This is a genomic window from bacterium (assembly GCA_023150945.1).
GTDB lineage: Bacteria > Zhuqueibacterota > Zhuqueibacteria > Zhuqueibacterales > Zhuqueibacteraceae > Coneutiohabitans.
In genome coordinates this window covers 147141-167044 of record JAKLJX010000004.1, presented here as the reverse complement: position 1 = coordinate 167044, position 19904 = coordinate 147141, and the positions used below count along the sequence as shown (strand labels likewise).

Annotated in this window: 11 protein-coding genes; 7 read left to right on the top strand and 4 right to left on the bottom strand. The window is 58.9% G+C overall.

The window, feature by feature from the left end; translation table 11 throughout:
* Nucleotides 1–126 precede the first annotated feature (126 nt).
* Nucleotides 127–2538, top strand: a complete 2412-nt coding sequence (locus tag L6R21_07455; protein ID MCK6559022.1) for an ABC transporter permease — start codon at nt 127–129, stop codon at nt 2536–2538.
* A 61-nt stretch (nt 2539–2599) separates the two neighbouring features.
* On the opposite strand, the gene L6R21_07450 is transcribed toward L6R21_07455, so the two are convergent.
* Nucleotides 2600–3784 carry a DUF4143 domain-containing protein gene (locus L6R21_07450; GenBank protein MCK6559021.1) on the bottom strand — a complete coding sequence of 395 codons (1185 nt, stop codon included), beginning with the start codon at nt 3782–3784 and terminating at the stop codon, nt 2600–2602.
* 166 nt (nt 3785–3950) lie between these two features.
* Here L6R21_07450 and L6R21_07445 point away from each other — a divergent pair, with 166 nt between their 5' ends.
* From L6R21_07445 to L6R21_07420, 6 genes are all read left to right on the top strand, one after another.
* Nucleotides 3951–6320, top strand: a complete 2370-nt coding sequence (locus L6R21_07445; protein ID MCK6559020.1) for an ABC transporter permease — start codon at nt 3951–3953, stop codon at nt 6318–6320.
* Between the two features lie 53 nt (nt 6321–6373).
* The gene (locus L6R21_07440; GenBank protein MCK6559019.1) at nt 6374–7045 is read left to right on the top strand and encodes an ABC transporter ATP-binding protein; all 672 of its coding nucleotides are present in this window, start codon (nt 6374–6376) and stop codon (nt 7043–7045) included.
* Between the two features lie 48 nt (nt 7046–7093).
* The gene (locus tag L6R21_07435) at nt 7094–7354 is read left to right on the top strand and encodes a hypothetical protein (protein ID MCK6559018.1); all 261 of its coding nucleotides are present in this window, start codon (nt 7094–7096) and stop codon (nt 7352–7354) included.
* 109 nt (nt 7355–7463) lie between these two features.
* Nucleotides 7464–8045, top strand: coding sequence for a peptidoglycan recognition protein family protein (locus L6R21_07430; protein MCK6559017.1), 582 nt, complete (start codon nt 7464–7466; stop codon nt 8043–8045).
* Between the two features lie 416 nt (nt 8046–8461).
* A complete protein-coding gene (locus L6R21_07425) occupies nt 8462–11656 on the top strand; it encodes a histidine kinase (GenBank protein ID MCK6559016.1) in 3195 nt (1064 codons plus the stop codon).
* 24 nt (nt 11657–11680) lie between these two features.
* Nucleotides 11681–12307 carry a response regulator transcription factor gene (locus L6R21_07420; GenBank protein MCK6559015.1) on the top strand — a complete coding sequence of 209 codons (627 nt, stop codon included), beginning with the start codon at nt 11681–11683 and terminating at the stop codon, nt 12305–12307.
* 93 nt (nt 12308–12400) lie between these two features.
* On the opposite strand, the gene L6R21_07415 is transcribed toward L6R21_07420, so the two are convergent.
* From L6R21_07415 to L6R21_07405, 3 genes are all read right to left on the bottom strand, one after another.
* Nucleotides 12401–14296: a tetratricopeptide repeat protein gene (locus L6R21_07415; protein MCK6559014.1), complete on the bottom strand. Its 1896-nt coding sequence runs from the start codon at nt 14294–14296 to the stop codon at nt 12401–12403.
* Between the two features lie 198 nt (nt 14297–14494).
* Nucleotides 14495–17836 carry a TonB-dependent receptor gene (locus tag L6R21_07410; protein ID MCK6559013.1) on the bottom strand — a complete coding sequence of 1114 codons (3342 nt, stop codon included), beginning with the start codon at nt 17834–17836 and terminating at the stop codon, nt 14495–14497.
* Between the two features lie 222 nt (nt 17837–18058).
* On the bottom strand, nt 18059–19807 hold the full coding sequence (locus L6R21_07405) for a tetratricopeptide repeat protein (GenBank protein MCK6559012.1): 1749 nt from the start codon (nt 19805–19807) through the stop codon (nt 18059–18061).
* Nucleotides 19808–19904 lie beyond the last annotated feature (97 nt).

Sequence of the window (19904 nt, the reverse complement as noted above, 5' to 3'; positions counted from 1 at the left end):
TGCGGAGATCTCGATTCTCGGGAAGGATGCGCTGCGTTATGAGTGAAGAAGTAATAAGTCATCAGTGTTCAGTAGTAACCAGTCAACTGATCACTGAACACTGATAACTGATAACTGGAGTCAGCCATGCTCAAAAACTACCTCAAAATCGCGCTGCGCAATTTGAAGAAAAACGCCGTCTATTCCTCCATCAACATCGCTGGCCTGGCAGCGGGCATGGCGTGTTGCATTTTGATCACGCTCTACGTTCTGCACGAGCTGAGTTACGACAAGTTTCATCAGAACGCTGATCGGATCTTCCGCGTCCGGCTCGATCTGGATTTGAATGGCGTGTTATATCGTGAGCCTTCCATTCCGTTTCCGGCAGCGGAGGCGTTGGCGCGCGATTTTCCGGAAGTCGAAAGAGCGATGCGCTTCTATCGCAACGACGATTTCCCGATGATCGAAATCGGCGACCGCCAATTCATCGAGGAAAGATTTTTCTTCGCCGATCCCGCCGTTTTCGAAATGTTCGACTTCCCCTTGATCAAAGGCGATGAGAAAACCGCATTCATCGAGCCGAACAGCGTTGTGCTTTCGGAAGACATGGCGCGCAAATACTTCGGCGATGAAGACCCGCTCGGCCAAACGCTGCGCTATCAAAAGCAATTCGATCTCAAAGTCACCGGCGTGATGAAAAACGTCCCCAACAACGCGCATTTTAAGTTCGACTTCCTCGCGCCGCTGCAGTTTCAATTGAATCTCTGGGAAAGCCAGAACGGCCCGGGCGGACGCCACAATCAGTGGTTTTGGACCGGCGCGTGGACCTATTTGTTGTTGTCTAACGACCATGCCGCACAAAGTCTGACCGAGAAATTTCCGACGTTTGTCACCAAATATTTTCCCGACCGCATCAAAGGCGGCCTCACGCTTTCGCTGCAGCCGTTGACGAGCATTCATCTGCATTCTCGCCTCGACAACGAAATTCAGCCGAACAGCCATATTTTGTACGTCTACATTTTTTCGGCCATCGCGGTGCTGATTCTCGTCATCGCCTGCATCAACTTCGTCAACCTTTCCACCGCGCAATCCGGCACGCGTGCGAAGGAAGTCGGCGTGCGCAAAGTGGTCGGCGCGGGAAAATCGCAACTGGTGGCCCAGATGCTGGGCGAAAGCACCATCGCCGGATTGGTCGCCATGCTGCTCGCCGCCGGTCTCGTCGAGCTGTTGTTGCCTGCGTTCAATCAACTCACTGAAAGGCAGTTGGAAATCAACTTTCTGGGAAATTGGACCGGACTTCTTCTCATCCTCAGCCTGGCATTGTTTGTCGGCGTGTTGTCCGGTTTGTATCCGGCGTTCTTCATGTCGCGTTTCAATCCTGTCGGCAATTTCAGGAGAACAACGACGGCGAGCGGCGGCAATGAAACGTTGCGTAAAGCGCTGGTGGTGGCGCAATTCGCCATCTCCATCGTGCTGATCATCGGCCTCGGCGCGGTGCACCGGCAATTGCGTTTCCTGCAAGAAAAAGAATTGGGATTCAATAAAGAACAAGTTTTGTTCGTCAAAGCGCGGCCGGCGGTGAATGTGAAATTCGAGGCGTTCCGCACTGAGTTGTTGAAAGATCCCGGCATTCGCAATGTTGCCGGCACTTCAAATATTCCCGGACAGGGCGCGTTCGGCTATCGCTTCGTTCCCGAAGGCGGCTCCATCGACAAGCCGGCAATGCTGCCGTTGCTGCTCATCGATTATGATTTTCTCGCAACTGCCGGCATCAAAATCAAGCTGGGGAGAGGCATTGCGCGCACTTCGCCGTCGGATCAAGCCGAGGCTTTTCTGTTGAATGAAAAAGCCGCGGCTTCGCTGGGCTGGAAAGACGATGCCGTCGGCAAGAAGATGCAGCTCTTTGCGCCCGGCACCAATCAAATCGGCAAATCGGGCTACGTCGTCGGTGTGATACAGGATTATCATTTCGAGTCGTTGCACCACGAAATCAAGCCGCTAGTGTTGACGTATGCAAACTGGTATGACTATTACGCTGTCAAAATAGCAGGGGGCAATTTCGCTGAGCGCCTGGCCACGCTCGAAAACGCGTGGAAAACCTTCTCGCCGGACTGGCCGCTGGAATGTACTTTTCTCGACCGCAAGCTGGAGCAGCTTTACGGCGGCGAGCAAAAACTGGCGCAGGTGATCAACTACTTCACCATCATCGCCGTCATTCTCGCGTGCCTGGGCTTGTTCGGATTGTCATCATTTGCCGCCGCGCGGCGCACCAAAGAAATCGGCATTCGCAAAGTGCTCGGCGCTTCGGTGACGAGTATTGTTTCTCTTCTGTCGTCTGATTTTATAAGACTCGTGTTGCTCGCCAATCTCATTGCCTGGCCGGTCGGTTGGTACGCCATGCACAAATGGCTGCAAGGTTTCGCCTATCGCGCCAATCTTGACGGTTGGACGTTCGTTCTTGCCAGCGCCGGCGCATTGGGCATCGCATTACTGACGGTGAGTTTCCAGGCGATCAAAGCGGCAATTGCGAAGCCGGTTGAGGCGCTGCGGTACGAGTGAGCGAAGGGCAGATGACGAAAAGCGGAGAAAGATGAGAAAAAGATGCTTCAAGCGCTCCACCCTAAGCTCTGGGCCCTCTGCCCTCCACAATATCGCCGAGATCAACTTGCGGTGACAGAGCTTTCAGAAACAATTCACAGGGTATACACAGGACGTGATCGAGTAAGAGCTTGTCTTTGCCGCGATACAAAAAAATGGTCTGGCTCTTTGAATAATCCTGGCGAAACTCGCGCAGAGAACGGAGATCTTCCGGGCGCACGCGGTTGGTATTTTTGACTTCAATCGCGTGGATGCCGCTTTTGCCGTAGAGCACAAAATCAACTTCGAGTCCGCCGCGCGAGCGCCAAAAGAAGATTTCGTAGGAGTCGTTGCGATAAGCGTTCCAGGCGCGAAGGTGTTGCGCCACCAAGCCTTCCAACGCCGCGCCGGCAATCTCTTCTGGCCGGTCGAGAGGCCCTTGGGGACGAAGGCTTTGAAAAACGCCGGTATCGAAAAAATAAAACTTAGGGTGCGCGACCACCGCGCGCCGCGCTCTTTTGGCGAACACCGGAAGCTTGAACGCCAAGAGGATGTCCTCCAAAATTTGGATGTAGGCTTCGGCGGCTTTGCGCTCGACGCCGCATTCTCTGGCAACGTTGCTGACATTCAACAAGCCGGCGTGCGAAAAACTGACGGCCTCCAAAAAACGCGAGAAATTGCCGAGGTTTCGAACGAGGCCCTCGGTCTGGACTTCTTCGCGAACGTACAGCGAAACATACGCTTTGAGAACGTCGCGCGGATTCTTTGCCGAAATCACGATAGGCAAAAGGCCGAGCTGCAAAGTTTGAGCGAGGGATGGAGGAGTGGGCAATTCCGACAACAGAAAGGGATGAAGCGTTCGCAGTAACACGCGCCCAGCCAGCAAATCGATGCCGGTTCTTTTCAGCTTGCGCGCGCTCGAGCCGGTCAGCACAAAGGTTCTTTTGATTTTTTCCTCGATTAGACTGTGAACGGCGCTCAAGATTTCCGGCACTTTTGGGACTTCGTCAACGATGATGACTCTCTTTTCCGGATTGCCGCGCACCAGCTCGATAATGCGCTCCGGTCGGGAGAGGTGAGCGCGGAAAACATCCGGCTTGAGCAGATCCACCCACAGCGCATCGGGATAGTGCTGCTTCAAGAAGGTCGATTTCCCCGTTCCTCTAGGGCCGAACAGGAAAAAACTTTGCTGCGGCGCTTGAAAAAATCTTGGAATATATGATTCCATTTTGCTACCCATTTTGGAGTTTTATATTCCAAAATAATTAGGATCGTGATTACTGTCAAGTCCCAAGTGAGAAATAATGTAATCACTGACTTCGGACCTCGGGCAAAAGACTTTGGACTTCGGTAATTGGCTTCGGACTTCGGACCAAAAGACTTCGGACTCTGCCATGTTCAAAAACTACCTCAAAATCGCCCTGCGAAATTTGATCGCGAACAAACTATACGCCGTTATCAACGTCGTCGCGCTGAGTGTAGCGATGGCATGCGCTGTGGTGGCGTATCTCAACTATGATTACAGCCGCAGCTTCGACCGTTTTCATGAGAACGCTGAACGCATATTTGTCGCGCGCTCGACGGTCACAGTCAATGATCGCGAACAAAACTATGGCATCACGCCGCTGCCGCTCGGCCCGGCGCTGGCGCGGGATTTTGCGCAGGTCGAGAAAATGGCGCGGGTGGTGTACTCGCTCTCTGCGCTCGAATACGGCGACAAGATTTTCAACGAAGTGACTTACTACGTCGATGAAAGCTTTTTTGAAATGTTCACGTTTCCGCTTAAGCTGGGCAGCCACGAAGCCATTCACGATAAAAGCAAGCTGTTCATCAGTGAAGACCTGGCGCTGAAATACTTCGGCGAAGACGACCCGCTCGGCAAGCAGGTTTCCATCCATTATAGCAGCGGCAAAACGCGTGATTTCTTTGTCGGCGGCGTGGTGCAAAAAATTCCAGCCAATTCCAGCTTGCAATTCGATGTTCTCATTCCGTACGCCGTGCTGGCGGAGGTCAGCAACGAACCTCAAGAAAGTTGGGCTAATTGGGCGCACGAAACTTTCATTCAACTTGCGTCTCCTGTTGAGATCGCCGCCATTTCGCGGCAGCTTGATCGTTATCTAGCGGTGCAGAATGCCGCTTCGCCGGACTTCCAGATCGCCCGGCTGTATTTTGATCCCTTCGCGCAAGCCTCGCAACGCGCCCGCGCCCTTACCAATGACATTCTCAAAGAAGGCGTGCATCCGGCGGCCGTTCTGGCGCCCTCCATCATCGCCGTGCTCCTATTGTTGACGGCATGCTTTAATTTCATGAACACCTCGCTGGCCTTTTCAGCGCTGCGCCTGAAGGAAGTCGGCGTGCGCAAAGTTTTGGGCGGGCTGCGCCGGCAATTGATCGCGCAATTCATCGGCGAGAATTTGTTGTTGTGTACCATCGCCCTGTTGATCGCCATTGGATTGGCGGAATGGCTGGTGCCGGCTTACAGCAACCTGTGGACTGATTTCGATCTGGTTTTAAATTATCGTGAGAATTGGGGCCTGCTCGCTTTTCTGATCGGCCTGCTCGCGTTCATGAGCTTCGCCGCCGGCGCGTATCCGGCGTTATACGTCAGCGCTTTCAGTCCGGTCGCCATTTTGAAAGGCAAGCAACAACTTGGCGGCGCCAATTGGCTGACGCGCAGCATCTTGACGTTTCAATTTGCGCTCTCCACCATGACGATCATTGCGGGCATCGTTTTTACCCACAACGCGCGCTTCTTCGAGCAACTGGATTTGGGCTTCGATGCCGAACAAACCATCGCGGTTCCGCTTCGGAGCGCGAACGTTTATACAGCTTATCGCAATGCCGTCGAGCAAAATCCGAGCATCCAAAGCGTTTCCGGAACGCGCCATCAGGTTGGCTATAACCAGGCTGGATTGTTAGCGGAGAGTGAAAGCAAAAAGCACCAAGTGGCGGTGTTGAGCGTGGGCGCCGAGTATCTCGAGACCATGGGCATGCAGCTCGTGCAGGGCCGGAGTTTCGATCCGAATCTCGCGACTGATAAAGATCAAGCGCTCATCGTCAATGAAAAGATGGCGGCTGATTTCAACTGGAGCGAGCCGTTGGGAAAGCAGGTGACCATCGACAGCGTGCGCTATACCGTGATCGGCGTGGTGAAGAATTTCTACAACCGCAGTGTCTGGCGGCCAATGCAAGCCTGCGCACTGCGCTTGACCGATCCCGAGCAGTTTCGCTATCTCGTTGTGCGCACCGATCTGCATAACGTCGTAGCCGCCAACGAATTTCTGCGCGAGATCTGGCAGCGCCTGTCGCCCAATGTTCCGTATGCCGGCTTCTATCAGGATGAAGTGCTCGCCGAAGCCGTGCAGGTCAATGGCAGCATCAAGCTCTTATTCATCTACATCTCCATGGCGGCGATCGCCATCGCCGTCATGGGTTTGTTCGCGCTCAGCTCGCTCATCATCGTCAAGCGCACCAAAGAGATCGGCATTCGCAAAGTGCTGGGCGCTTCAGTGGCGCACATCGTGCAGTTGCTGAATCGGCAAATCGTAGCTGTGTTGGTAGTGGCTAGCATCCTGGCGGCGCTGGGCGGTTATTTCAGTCTGGAACCTTTAATGAGCAGCATTTTTGCTTATCATGTCAACCTGCAAGCGTGGCACTTCGTTCTGGCCGGCGCCATTGTTTTTATGATCGGGCTGATCACCGTCAGCTCGCAGGTGTACCGCGTCGCGACGGCGAATCCGGTGGAGAGTTTGCGGTATGAATGAGCCTGAGGTTGACGTACTCTTTCGAGAAATCACCCCGATGAATGGAGAAAATCATGATCCGTGTGAACAACCTGTTCAAATACTATTCGAACAAGTTCGTCAAGACTTTCGTGCTGCAGGATGTCAATTTGGAAATCACACCGGGCGAATTCCTGACCATCATGGGCCCGTCCGGCTCGGGCAAATCCACCCTGCTGCATATACTCGGCATGTTGGATGATCCCAGCCAGGGCGAATATTACTTTCTCGACCAGCCCGTGCACCAGTTGAGCGAAAAACAACGCGCGGAGCTGCACAAAAACTGCATCGGATTCGTGTTTCAAAGCTATCACTTGATCGATGAACTGACGGTCTACGAGAACCTGGAAACGCCGCTGCTCTACCAAAAGATCAAGGCGGCAGAGCGCAAGAGCATGGTGGCCGACATGCTGGACCGCTTCCAGATCGTCGCGAAGAAGGATCTCTTCCCCCATCAACTTTCCGGAGGGCAGCAGCAGCTCGTGGGCATTGCGCGCGCGGTGATCGTGAAGCCCAAACTCATTCTCGCCGACGAGCCGACCGGCAATTTGAACTCGCAGCAGGGCGAAGAGATCATGGAACTCTTCCGCAAATTGAACCAGGAGGGCACCACCATCGTGCAGGTGACGCATTCCGAGAAGAACGCCGCCTACGGCAAGCGCACGATTCATTTGCTCGACGGCCGCATCGTGCGCGAGGAGCGTTGAACAAACCCATTCAAGAAACGCAATAGACCGTATTTGGGAGATCCGAGCATGCCTGCCATTGCGATTCAACTGCCTGCCGTGGAGGCGGATCAGCAGATCGAAGTCGAAGTCAAAATCAACGGCCGCAAGCGCCGGTTGTGTTACCGCGTTGAGATCCTCGCCTGGGAGCAGTGTGAGGAGCCGCCGGCGCAGCGCGCCTACTGCCTGCAACGCCTGATCGCGCAGTATGACAAGAATTGGCAGTTGATTCAAATCGGTACGCCAACGGACAAGAACATTCCGGTGATGTTCAAGCAGATCGACCAATAGAGAGCAGAATTTCGCTTGACAAGCGGCCGGCAATTCGACAACTTGGCCAAAACAGAATCTCACCTTCACCGGCCGACCGATGAAAAACCGCAATGCGAGGCTTCTCCCTGTGCTGGCGGGTCTGGCTTTCGCAGCAGGCTGCACGCCGCACCACCACTCCCCCGCCCGGTCTGCAGCTCCGGAAATCATCTCCGTCGCGCAATGGGGCGGCCAGGCCATAGCGGACTCTTTCCGCACGCATCAAATCAAGTTCATCACACTTCATCACGGCGGCGAGGAATATCCCCCCGACCAAGACACCGCCGAGTATCTGCGCAACCTGCAGAGTTGGTCACGCCGCGAGAAGAAATGGATCGACCTCCCCTACCACTTCCTGATCGACTGGCAGGGAAAAATCTACGCCGGCCGCGATCTGCGCCTTCCCGGCGACACCAACACGGCATATGATCCCACCGGCCACGCGCTGATTTGTGTATTGGGAAATTTCGAAGTGCAGAGGCCGAATGACCAGCAATTGCGCGCGGTGGTCGAGCTGATGGCGTGGTTGTGCCGCACCTATGATCTACCGGTCGAAGTGATCAAAGGCCACAAAGACGTGGCCGAGGGCACCGTGTGCCCGGGCAAGGACTTGTACCTCTACCTCGCCAACGGTTATTTCAAGAGAGAAGTCGCGCGGCGCCTGGTGCCGTGAAACGTCACGGCGGTGCAGACGCGAAGTCCAATGGCCCGCCATTGCACGCGTGCCGGCCGTGCGCGACTGTGCCCGGCAACTTGCGGCAGCGCGACGTTGCGCGGCGCATTTGAACAAAATGTCTGCGGGAGACGTCCTTTCACCACCGTCCTTCATCGTCCTCTTTCTTGGAACTGCACAATTGGCGCGCGGACGAAAGCAATTCGAGACAATCCACCCAACTCGAGGCCACGATCAGCGTGATGAACTCATCGCAATCAGTGCGCAGGCACGCCTGCCTGCTGCTTCTCGCTGCACTCAGCTTGCCGGCGAAGTCGCCGGCCCAAACGCCGAAACTTCGCTTCGAACCTCTCTCCCTCGAACAAGGTGTCTCTCACAACCTGGTGTACGCCATCCACCAAGATCGCAGCGGATTCATGTGGTTCGGTACGATGTACGGCTTGGTCAAGTATGACGGCCGGCGTTACACCTGCTATCGCCACGAGGCGCGCGATCCGCATTCGCTGTCATTCAACGACATCATCGCGATTCATGAAGATGCGCAGGGTGCCCTGTGGATTGGCACGTGGGGCGGCGGTTTGAATCGTTTCGATCCCGTGACTGAGACGGCGACGCGCTTTCTGCATGAGGAGAAAGATCCCGCAAGCCTGAGTGACAACACCGTGTGGGCGATTGCCAGCGATCCTGCCGGCGATCTCTGGGTGGGCACGAATCGTGGGCTGGATCGCCTGCCTGGCGCCACGCGCCTCGAGCAAGCAGAGGAGGGCGCGCGCATTCCCACCCGCGCCGCGTTTTTGCATTACACTTTCAAATTTCTGGTTGCCGGCCGCTCCGGCAATCCAATTGTGCGCAGCCTGCAGGTCGACCGGCGCGGCCGGCTGTGGGTAGGCACTCTGGGCGGTGGCCTGCACTTGTTTGATCGCGCCCGCAGTGAATTCGTGACCTTTCGGCATGATCCCAACAACCCGCGCAGTCTGAGCCGCAATGCCGTCAATTCAATCTATGAAGATCAGGCAAGCACGCTTTGGATCGGCACGCTGGGCGGCGGCCTCAACCGAATGCAGCATTCAAAGGACAGTGTGTTCGCGGCCGCGCCCACGCCGGAAGGCGCGGCGTTCATCCATTTTCGTCATGATCCGGCGGATCCTTTCAGCCTGAGTCAGGATGAAATTGGGCCAATGGTCGAGGATCGCGATGGTGATCTGTGGATCGGCACCAGCGCGGCCGGTCTCAACAAACTGGAACGCAGCACCGGCCGCTTCCACCGCCATCTGCAAGATCCCGCCGATCGCTTTTCTTTAAGCAGCAATGCCGTGGTTGCGCTCTGTCACGATCGCTCAGGTATTTTGTGGATCGGTTCCTACCAGGGCGGTGTTGCCAAGCTCGTGCCCCACCAGCAATGCATCGCGCTCGTGCAACGCGAGCCGGCAAATGATGCCAGCTTGAGCCACAATGATGTGCGTGCGCTTTGTCAAGATCGGGCCGGCACGCTTTGGGTCGGCACGTTTGGCGGCGGGCTCAATGAATTGCCGGCGCGGGCCGGCGGCGGCTTTGTTCATCATCGCGCCAGGCCGGACAAACCGGCTGCCTTGCGCTCGAACTTCATCACCTCGCTGCGGGAGGATCGTCACGGCAATCTGTGGATCGGAAGCCTGCGCGGCGGGCTGAGCAGATGGGATCGCAGCCGTACGCGGTTCACCCATTTCCGACACCAGCCGCAGGAAGCGCACAGCCTGAGCCACGACAACGTCAGCGTCATCTGCGAGGATCACTACGGCGACCTGTGGGTGGGTACCGAGGGCGGCGGATTGAACCGCCTGGCCGCGGGCAGCGCGCAATTCAAGCACTATCGCCATGACCCGGCGAATCCCGGCAGTCTGAGTAATGATTTCGTGCATACGCTGCACGAAGACCGGAGCGGCGTGTTGTGGATCGGCACCTATCGTGGCCTCAGCAGATTCGACCGGCAGAGCGAAACCTTTGTCACCTATCGCCACCGCCTCGATGATCCTGCGAGCTTGAGCAACGATTACGTCTATGCCCTCCACGAAGACGGCGCCGGCAACTTGTGGGTCGGCACCAGCGACGGGCTGAACAAATTCGATCCTGCGCATCAGCGCTTTGAGATTTTTACCGAGGCGGACGGGCTTCCCAACGGCGTGATTTGCGGCATACTCGAAGCGGAGGCCGGCGGGCTGTGGCTCAGCACGCAAAAAGGATTGAGCCGCTTCGATCCGCGCGCGCGGCAGTTTCGCAACTACGAGGTGGCCGACGGTCTGCAAAGCAACATGTTCAACCTCGGCGCCTTCTGCCAAGGTGCCGGCGGCGAGATGTTCTGGGGCGGCATCAACGGATTCAACCGCTTTCATCCCGCACTTCTGCCGCCCGACACGCTGGCCCCGCAAATCGCCCTCACCTCGCTGCGCGTGTTCGACCAGCCCAGGCCGCTCACCGGCCGGCCACTGCGGCTGCGGCATGACGAAAATTTCATCACCCTCGAGTTTGCGGCACTGCACTTCGCGCGGCCGGAGAAAAACGAATATGCCTACCGCCTCGAGGGTTTCGACCGTGAGTGGATTGCGTGCGGCACGCGCAACAGCGCAAGCTACACCGGCCTGCCGCCGGGTCGCTATGTTTTCCGCGTGAAAGGGTCAAATGGTGACGGGGTGTGGAATGAAACCGGCGCGGCAGTGGCGCTCGTGATCACGCCGCCGTTCTGGCGGACATGGTGGTTCTATGGCGGCGTGAGCATACTGCTGGCCGCGAGTCTGGCGCTTTGGCATCGGGCGCGGCTGCGCCAGGTGCGCGCCCGGGTCGCGGAAATCGCGCGGATCAAAAACGAGGAGCAAATGGCGCGTTGGCAGGCGGTGGAGCAGGCGCGGCGCGAGGAGCGCGAACGTGTGCGCCGGCAAATCGCCGCGGATTTTCACGACGAATCGGGCCACAAGCTCACGAAGATTTCGCTGTTTTGCGGCGTGCTGCAGGCGCGCTTGCGCCAGGGCGCGCAGGATCTCGACGAGCATGCCGGACGCATCATGGCGGTGGCGGCAAGCCTGCACAAAGACATCAGTGACTTCATCTGGTCGCTGGATCCCGCTGAAAACACCCTGCATGATGCCGCGCTCAAGCTGAAGGACTTCGGCGAGAAACTGTTCGATCGCACCGGCATTCGCTTTCGGCTGGAAGGCCTCACGCCCGCATTGGAGCAGGTAGTGCTGCCGATGGAAGTCCGCCAGAACCTCACCTGCATCTTCAAGGAGGGAATGAACAACATTCTCAAACACACGCGGGATGACTGCCGCGAGGTCCGCTTCGCGTTTGCCGCTGCCGACGGGCAATATGCCGTGACGCTGAGCGATGACGGCAAGGGCTTCGATGCCGGCCGCTGTCCGCCGGGCAAGGGCCTTTACAATATGCAACGGCGTGCCCGCGCCGTGCAGGGAGAACTGCAGGTGATCTCGCGGGAGGGCAAGGGCACGGCGATTCGCTTGGTGGCCAAGATCCCGGCCGCGGAGGCGGGCCGCGCCGACCACGCCGAGCTTGCCCGCGCTGACCACTGGCGGCCAAGGAACGGCAAGCACGCGCCTGCCGTGGCCGCCGATCAATCCTGAACGATTCAGCAGAGCGATACCGGCATGATTCGAGTGGCCATTGTTGAAGACGAGGACGAAATTCGCGAGAGTCTGGCGATCATTATCGGCGGAGCGCCGGGATTCACCTGCGCGGGCGCTTACGCCGATTGCGAAGCCGCGCTGCAGCGGCTGGAGAGCGATCTGCCGGAAGTGGTGCTGATGGACATCCGGTTCCGGCCCGGCCGCATGTCGGGCATCGAGGGCGTGCGCCGCATCAAGGCGAGGTGGCCTGAGATGGACCTGGTGATGCTGACGATCTACGAGGACAATGACTTGATCTTCGAGTCGCTGCGTGCCGGCGCGTGCGGGTATCTTTTGAAACACACACCGCCGGCCGAGTTGCTGGCCAGTTTGCAGGAAGTGGTTGCGGGCGGCGCACCGATGAGCACCAAAATCGCGCGGCTGGTGGTGGGTTCATTTCAACACAGCCAGACTGGGCCGCAACTGACGCCGCGGCAGAGGGAAATCTTGCAGAAATTGCGGGAGGGAAAGAGCTATCGCACCATCGGCGAGGAGTTGTTCATCAGCGAAAACACGGTGAAATGCCACATCAAGAAAATCTATGAGCTGCTGCACGTGCACACGCAGGCGGAGGCCATTGCCAAAGCCTTCGAGAAGAACTTGCTTTGATTTGAGGCGAGGTGCAGCGGCCGCGCCGCCGGAGGGTGCGCAAGTCCTTGGGCGCGCCGACGATTGCCATCGAGGCGCCGGCCCCAGCCGGATTCAGCCCGCCACCGGCCGTTGGCTCCGGCCGCGCACTTCGGCGCGCAACGCTTCTTCGAGAATCTTGATCGCCTGCGTATCCCTCACGCCTTGTGAAAGATAAGCCTGCGCCACGATGGTGCTCATCTCTTCCCGGTTGCGGGTTGCCAGATTCAACTGCAAGACGGTTTTGTAGATGTTCATCGCGGCTTCATCGCGGCGGCCGGCGAGCAAATAGATGCTTGCCAGCACCGGATAGAAGCTCACGCGATTCGGTTTGTCGAGCAGCAGCTTTTCGTAGACGCCGGCGGCAGCGTCGTAGTTGCCGTGCAGCAGATGCAGGCGCGCCCGTGCCTCCGGTGAGAACATGATGAAACCGAGCAAGGGCAGCAGGATCAAACCGGTCACTGCGCCGCCGATGAACAAGGCGCTGCCCAATCCCCCGGCAGCATTCACGCTGGGCAATTCCGAAGCCACCAACGTGAGATTGACCCGGGCCTGCGCGAGCAGCGCGGCCAGGTTTGGATCCTGCGGCGCGGTCCGCCGCAGCTTCTCCAACAGCAGGATGGCGCGGCCCCAATCTTCGTTTGCCATGGCCGTGCGCGCAGCCGCATAGAGCGAATCATGCAGCACGCGGGCGTGCCCGGATTCAGGCGCCGGCGCTCGTGGCGATTGGGATTGTTGGCGCTGCTGGCGCGCCTCTGCCAGCAAGACGGCGATGTCTTTGTAGGAGGGATCCAGGCGCGCGCCCTGCTGCAAAGCGCGCACAGCGGCCGGCCAGTCGCCTAACGCGAGCGCGGCGCGGCCTTCTTCATAGAGAGCCGCCGCCCCGGCTTCGGCAGTTTCTTGCGCTAGGTTTTGCCGGGCCGCGGCCAGACGGCTGGCGCTATCCTGGAAATTCGGCATGGAGGCCGTTATCCTTTCGAAGGCCGCGATGGCAGCCGCCCACTCCTGCCGGTTGAATGCGCTCATCGCGGTATCATAAAGCTCCTCCACTTCCTCGAGTTGGCGCTGCCTTTGCGCAGCCGCTTGCGAGAGCTCGAGTTGTTCGAGTGCTTGACGCAAGCGCGCCCGGGCCTCGCGATAGTCGCCGGCCTTTTCCAGCAACCCTTCATACGCGTTGATGGCCTCCTCCCACTTGCCTGCCGCGGCCAAAGCTTGCGCCCGCTGATACAGCGCCTGCCAGACGGTTTCCTCCTGCTGCCGCCGCAGTTTTTCCGTCACCGCTGCCAGCCTGGTCCGGGCGTTTTCATCATCCGGCGCTTGCGCCGAGATCTGCTCGAACAGGGAGCGCGCTTCTTGCAGGCGGCCTGCGGCCTCGGCCTGTTCGGCGTTGGCCCACAAGCGCTGCACCGCCCGGGCGTTCTCAACCAAACGCGCGAGGTTGGCAAACTGCTGCGCCTGCGCGGGGTTGAGCCTCTGCCCCTCCCGCAGCTCGGCCAGGGCCTCGTCCAGCCGGCCTTGTTGATAGAAATACCGTCCCAGCTCAAACGAAATGGTTCCGCCGATTTGTTCTGCGCGCGCCAGGCTTTGCGCGGCGCGCAAGGCGTCTTCATACTGCGGCAGTTTGTGCAGTCGCTTGCAGGTCAGCGCGAGTTCATAAAGCACAGCAAGCTGCAAATCCTTGCTGGTCTTGGCGGTGCAGCTCTGCCGCGCCCGCTGCAGGAATTGCTCCGCGCGGACGTGGTCCTGCAATTGTTTGTAAACCAGGCCGAGGTTGTATGACGCTTCCACAAAATCAGGATCGAGCGCGAGCGCGCGGGTGAAGGCGGAGATTCTGTTGCGCGGTGCGGATTCCCGCAATCCGGCTTCGAGCAGGCGGGCCGCACGTTCGTTCTGCGATTGTGGCGCGGCGGGTCCGGTCAGGCTCAGGATCAGCACGACCCCGAGGCAGGTTTGCAGCAAAGTCTGTCGCATGGCAAATCTCGCCGGCAGGCTCATAAGCAACCGATCGTGATCACAGCGAACTCCATCACTGGAATCTCATTGCGGGAGAAGGCATGGCTCGCACTCCTCCTGAAGGCGCAGCCCCAAAACAGTGCAGCAGAAAATCGTGCGCGAGCAAGTGCGCGTGTGGAACAGCTTTATCAACAACCGGAGAATCGCGGCACAGCGTCACAGTGATTGCAGCAGCCGCAGGGTCATCATCCGGCCGATCAACGGCGCGCCCACGAATGCACGGTAGGGGCTATCCAGCAGGTTTTGCACGGCAAGCAAGGCCTGGGTGCTCCGGCTGAGGTTGAAGCTCATGTCCCAATCCACCACCGTGTAGGTTTGTACCGCGCCGATATAGACGCCGGAATTGACTGGAAAGCCCTGAACGTGGCGCAGCCGCGTTTCGGTCTCCAAGCCGGAGCTGAGCGCGGTGAAACGGACGCTGGCGCTGAGCTTGTTGCGCGGCGCATTCAGCGCGATGTCATGCGGCTGGCGGCCGTTTTTGGCAAAGAAATCCCGGCTGACATGGGAATAATTCAAACCCAGCCGCCAGCTTCGATTGAGAAACCAGCCCAGGCTCAGGTCCGCGCCGTAGAATGAAATATCGCCGAAATTACGATAGGTCATGATCACTTCTGTTGCGCTTTGAATCTCTTGCGGTGAAATCAAGCCAATGGGGAGATTCGCCAGGTTCTGCGCAATGCCTTGCGCCGTCGCTTCTGCGACCGCGGGCGAGAAACCGTTGGCCTTCAAATCTTTGGCCAGCACTTGCGCCAGCGCTGCCGGATCGACGAACACATGGGGCGTTTCCACATTCAGCGGGCCGATGAAATCCCTCACGCGCGAACGATAGAGATCCACCCCCACCAACAGTTTTTGGCTGAACAAACCCTTGTATCCGAGTTCCGTGGTCGTGGTGATCGTCGGCTTGGTCAGGGGAATGTCCGCGACGGTGGCAACCGGCAAGTCAAACGCGCGCGCGGTGGGATTGAACGCACGCAACACGCCGGGCACGTTCGCGCTCAGAGTGCGCGGCAACGCCGCCGCCAGCGCCTCACGCGCCGGGCCGGCAGGCTGCGAGGCCAGGACCAAGTTGCGCAAGGCCGGCCACACGGAATTGGCATCGGGCGCGAGATAGCCGTTGCCGCCACCCGGCGCCGGGTCGAAAGGTGAAATCATCTGAGGCCGCTGATCTGCGCCCCGCCGGAAAGTAAATCCGCCGGCGCTGGTGCGCGCAAAGCCGCCCATGCGCGGCGCCGTGCCTTCCGCATAGAGATTGAAGAAAACCGGCCCCAGCAACGGTTCCAGCGCAGGGTTGATCGCTTTGGTCGGCACTGTGGCTGACAGAATATCCAGGAAGAGATTGTTGGCGGAAGGCGTGCTGTATGCCTGATTGTAGGTGAGGCGCAGCGTATGATTCTCGCGCGGTTTGAGCAACAGCGCGGCGCGCGGAGAAATCACTTTGTCTTTGATGAAGGTGTGATCATCCACGCGTGCGGCCAAAATCACGGTGAGCCGGGAGGAGAGTGAAGTTTCCGACTGCAGAAACGCGCCGCGCTCATCGATGCGGTCGAACGGTTCGTGACGGTTGTTGATGGTGCCGCCGGTGTTCGGCTTGGTCTGCAGCGCGTCGAGGCCGTAGGTGAAGCGGTGGCGGCGCCACAGCGTGAAGCTGTGCTGCACTTGTCCCACCATCAGGCTGGATTTATCCACGATCGGCGCGCCGGTGCGCAGCAGATAGGTGTCACCGGCATCGGTTTGATTGAAGTAAGCCTGCGCGAAGAGATTTTTGTAGTACAGCCGGCCTTGCACGTAGTAGACACGCCAATCGCGCGCCTGCGCCGCGCCAATGCCCGTCAATTCGATGTCGCTGGCCTGGCTGAATCCCGAGGAGAGAATGCCGGTCATGCCTGACAGCGGCCGGAAATCCAGGCGGGCATCAAGGCTCAACCGTTCGACGTCGAAATCGCGGCCGGGGGCGGGCACACGCTTGCCTCCGGTTTCGAAAAATTCCGGCTCGGCCGGATCGCGAGAGTACCAGTCCACGCCTTGATAATATTGCCCGGAAACTTTGTAGCCCAGGCGCTCGCCCAGACTGTTGGCGTGGCGGAATGAGCCGATGAATTCGATGCGCTCGCCTCCGCCGGCGCTGAGGGTGGTGCCCTCCGATCCGAACGGTGATTTGGTGATGAGATGCACCACGCCGTTGGCGCTATTGGGACCGTAGAGGGCAGCGCCCGGACCGGACACCACTTCGATGCGCTCCAAATCCTCGTTTGCGACTGGAATCAGATTATAAGCATTGAAGCGCAAGGAGGGCAATCCCGCGATGCGGTTGTCGGTCAGCGCCAACAGCGCGCCGGAAAAGGTATTGTTGAATCCCCGCACCACGATGTTCGCCTGGTTGATGCCGGTGTTGGCAAAGTCTACTGCCGGCAAAGTTTTGATGTGCTCCAGCGGTGTGAGCACGGACTTGGACTGAAGCTGCGCGCTTTCCAGCAGCGAGATGGCAGCCGGCGCCTCGAAAATCTTCTCTGGCCGGCGCGAGGCCGTAATGATGACGGGATTGAGTTGCAGCCCGACGTGCAGCAGCGAGATTTCCAGCGCCTTGGTCATGCCGGGTGACAGCTCAACCTGCGGCAGCGCTTTCTTTTCATAGCCGAGGTAGGAGGCGGTAATGGTGTAAACGCCGGCAATGACGTCTTTGATCTCGAACTCGCCGTTGGGGCCGGAGACCGTGCCCGTGGCCTGACCGGCAATGCCTTCCGGAATCAGCTCGAGGTTAGCCCCGGGCAGGCGCTCGCCGGTTTCGACATCACTGACGAAGCCGAGCACGGTGGCTTCGGCAGTCAAAGCCGAGGCGGCAACCGTTTCGCCGCCATTTTTCTCCTCGGCCAGCGGCATGTGCGCCTCCTCCCGCGGCGGCGAACCGGCGGGGGCAGCAACGGTTTCCCGACTCGTGCTGTAGTCGCTTTCGATGCCGTCCAGCACCGGAACCTCGCGGCCGTTGATGAGCAGCCGGTCAACGTCGCAGTCGGTAATGATGAGATTCTTGAGTGCCGGCTGTGCGTTTTTGGCGATGACGGCATGGTCGCTGTAGCGAATCACACAGAAGGAAAGTTGCGAGCCGGGTTGACCCTCTCCGAAGAACTCGAGGCCGAGCCAGTCGCGAATCGTGGGCAGACGGCGGCTGGCCACACCGCTCCAGCCAAACTCGTTGTCGAAGGCCGAGGTGAAAACGATGCGGTCGGCGGCCGTGCCATTGGCGAGCAGAACCCCGTGCACCTTGAGGCTGAACGCGCCGGCAAACTTCACTACCACGCCGGCTTGAATCACCAGAGTCTCTCCCTGCGGTACATTCACATCGTCCGTCACCAGGTAAGGGCTGCCGGCCAGATCCCACGTTCCGGACTGGCGACCGGCAACGTCCGTCCCCCGGGAAAGACTGGGCACCAGCCACACCAACAAGAGAGCGAGTGCGATGACCCGCCCTCGTGAGTCATGACCTTGTCGTGACGTCACAGCAAGCCTCCTTGAGATGAGCTACGGGAACCGGCGTCCGATCCCGGGATACCGGCAACAGCATGTGCAAGATGATTGGCTTCGGCGCGAATTCTCCTCACCGCCACTGCAACGAGTCCATTCTACATATTTTACCCCCAAAGGTATTGGCTGCAGAAAGGCACAAGAGGATCGGGGAAATCCGTGGGGTGCGTTGGATGAAGGTGAGGGAAAACGGCGCGCTCACCGCCGCTGTTCGCGCGGCGGAGGGTGACTCCGGTTGCGGCCGGCGGCCTCGTCCGGCGCGGCCGCTCGCTTGCTCTGCTGCTTGCTCTGCGCCACAATCGAGGAAATCCTGTCCCAGTTGCGCGTGGCCGGACTCATCTGCAAAACACTCTCATAGACCTTGAGCGCATTCCCATCGGTGCGACCGGTGCGCAGATAGATCTCCGCCAGGCGTGGGTAAAGGCCGGTGGCTTGGGGATTCTGCTGCAGCAGCTTTTCGTAAATCGAAGCGGCGCGATTGAAATCACGCAGGAAGAGAAAAGCATGCGCCCGCACCTGATCGGAATGCGGAAATACGCCGCTGAACGGCAACACCACCAGCGCCGTTACGATCGCGGCGACAAAGAGAATCATGCCCCAATTGAGACCGGCGGCCACGACCGCTTCCTCCTCTTCTTGGGCAAACTCGATCTGGGCATACAGGCTGGTGTCATCGTCGGGAAACCGCGTGATGGCAGGTTCGACGGTCACCGGCATGATTTCGGGAATCGGGACGGCGGAATCTGGCGCAGCCCGCACAGCAGAATCACCAGTGGCCGTCTCGACCGCGACCGGCGCGTCCACCATTTCAAACGGCAAGACGGTGGCTGCCGGTAACAGGTGGTTGCGCACGTGCGCCAGGAGGGTATCGATTTCAGTATCGTAGGGATTGAGTTCGCGCGCTTTTTCGAAGGCTACCAACGCGCGGCTGTAGTTGCCGCTGGCCAGGGCGCGTCGGCCGTCGAGGTAGTAACGCCGGGCGCGGGCTTCGAGTACGGCGCGGCCAGTGTCCGCCTGGATGCGCGCCAGCCACGGCCGCACGTTCAGCAAGCGCTGTTTGTCATCCAGCCGCCGGCGCACACGCTGCAGCCGGGCTTCGGCATCCTTGTAGCCGGGAGCTGACTGCAGCAGGCTTTCGTAGGTGGTGATGGCGAGTTCGAGGCGGTCGTCGGCCTCATAGCTTTGCGCCTGCAGATAGAGCCGATGGAAAACCTCTTCGCGATCGGCAGCTTCCAGACTCGCGCCCAGGGCGGCGATTTCGCGGCCGACATTCATGAAACCGGGCTTCTGCGCCTCGATTTGCCGCAGCAGCGCCAGCGCATTGTTGAGATTGCCGCGCGCCCGCTCTTTTGCCGCTTCTTGATAAAGCTCAAAGAGCTGCACCGCCTCCTCGACGGAGGGGATCAGCTTGTCGAATTCCGCCAGGTTGGCGGTTGCGTTGCGCCGCCCTTCCTGCAATTCCGCCAATGCCTCACGATAGCGGCCGCGTTGATAGAGCAATCTGCCCAGATCCAATGACACCAACGTGCGCGATTTGGCATCGGCGGCAAGGTCGCGCGCCTGCCGCAGCGCCTCCTCCGCACCTTCCAAATCATCGAGTCGCTGGTTGAGGGCAGCCAGCTCATAAACGATTTTGAATCGCCAGTCCTCTTTGGCAGGATCGGCGCCCAGCACCCGTGCCCGTTCAAGCAAGTCCCGCGCTTGGGCATAGTCCTTCCGTTTGCGATACAACAGCGCGAGATTGTACAGCGCTTCCTGAAAACTCGGGTCCAGCGCGATGGCTTGCTGGTAGGCGGCAATGGCAAGCTCCGCATTCTTCTGCCGCAGGCCGGATTTGAACCATTTGTTGGCCTCCGGGCTGCGGGACTGGGCATGGGCCGAAAGCGGCGGCAGCAGCAACAAACACAACAAGAGCAGCATGCCGCAATGGGCCAGGTGGTATTTCATCCCAACGTCCTTCATGACCGATGACCAGAGATTTGCCATTTGCATCCAGAAATCATTACCGCAAGGAAATGCAAGTTGCGAAAGCGTGAAGTATTTT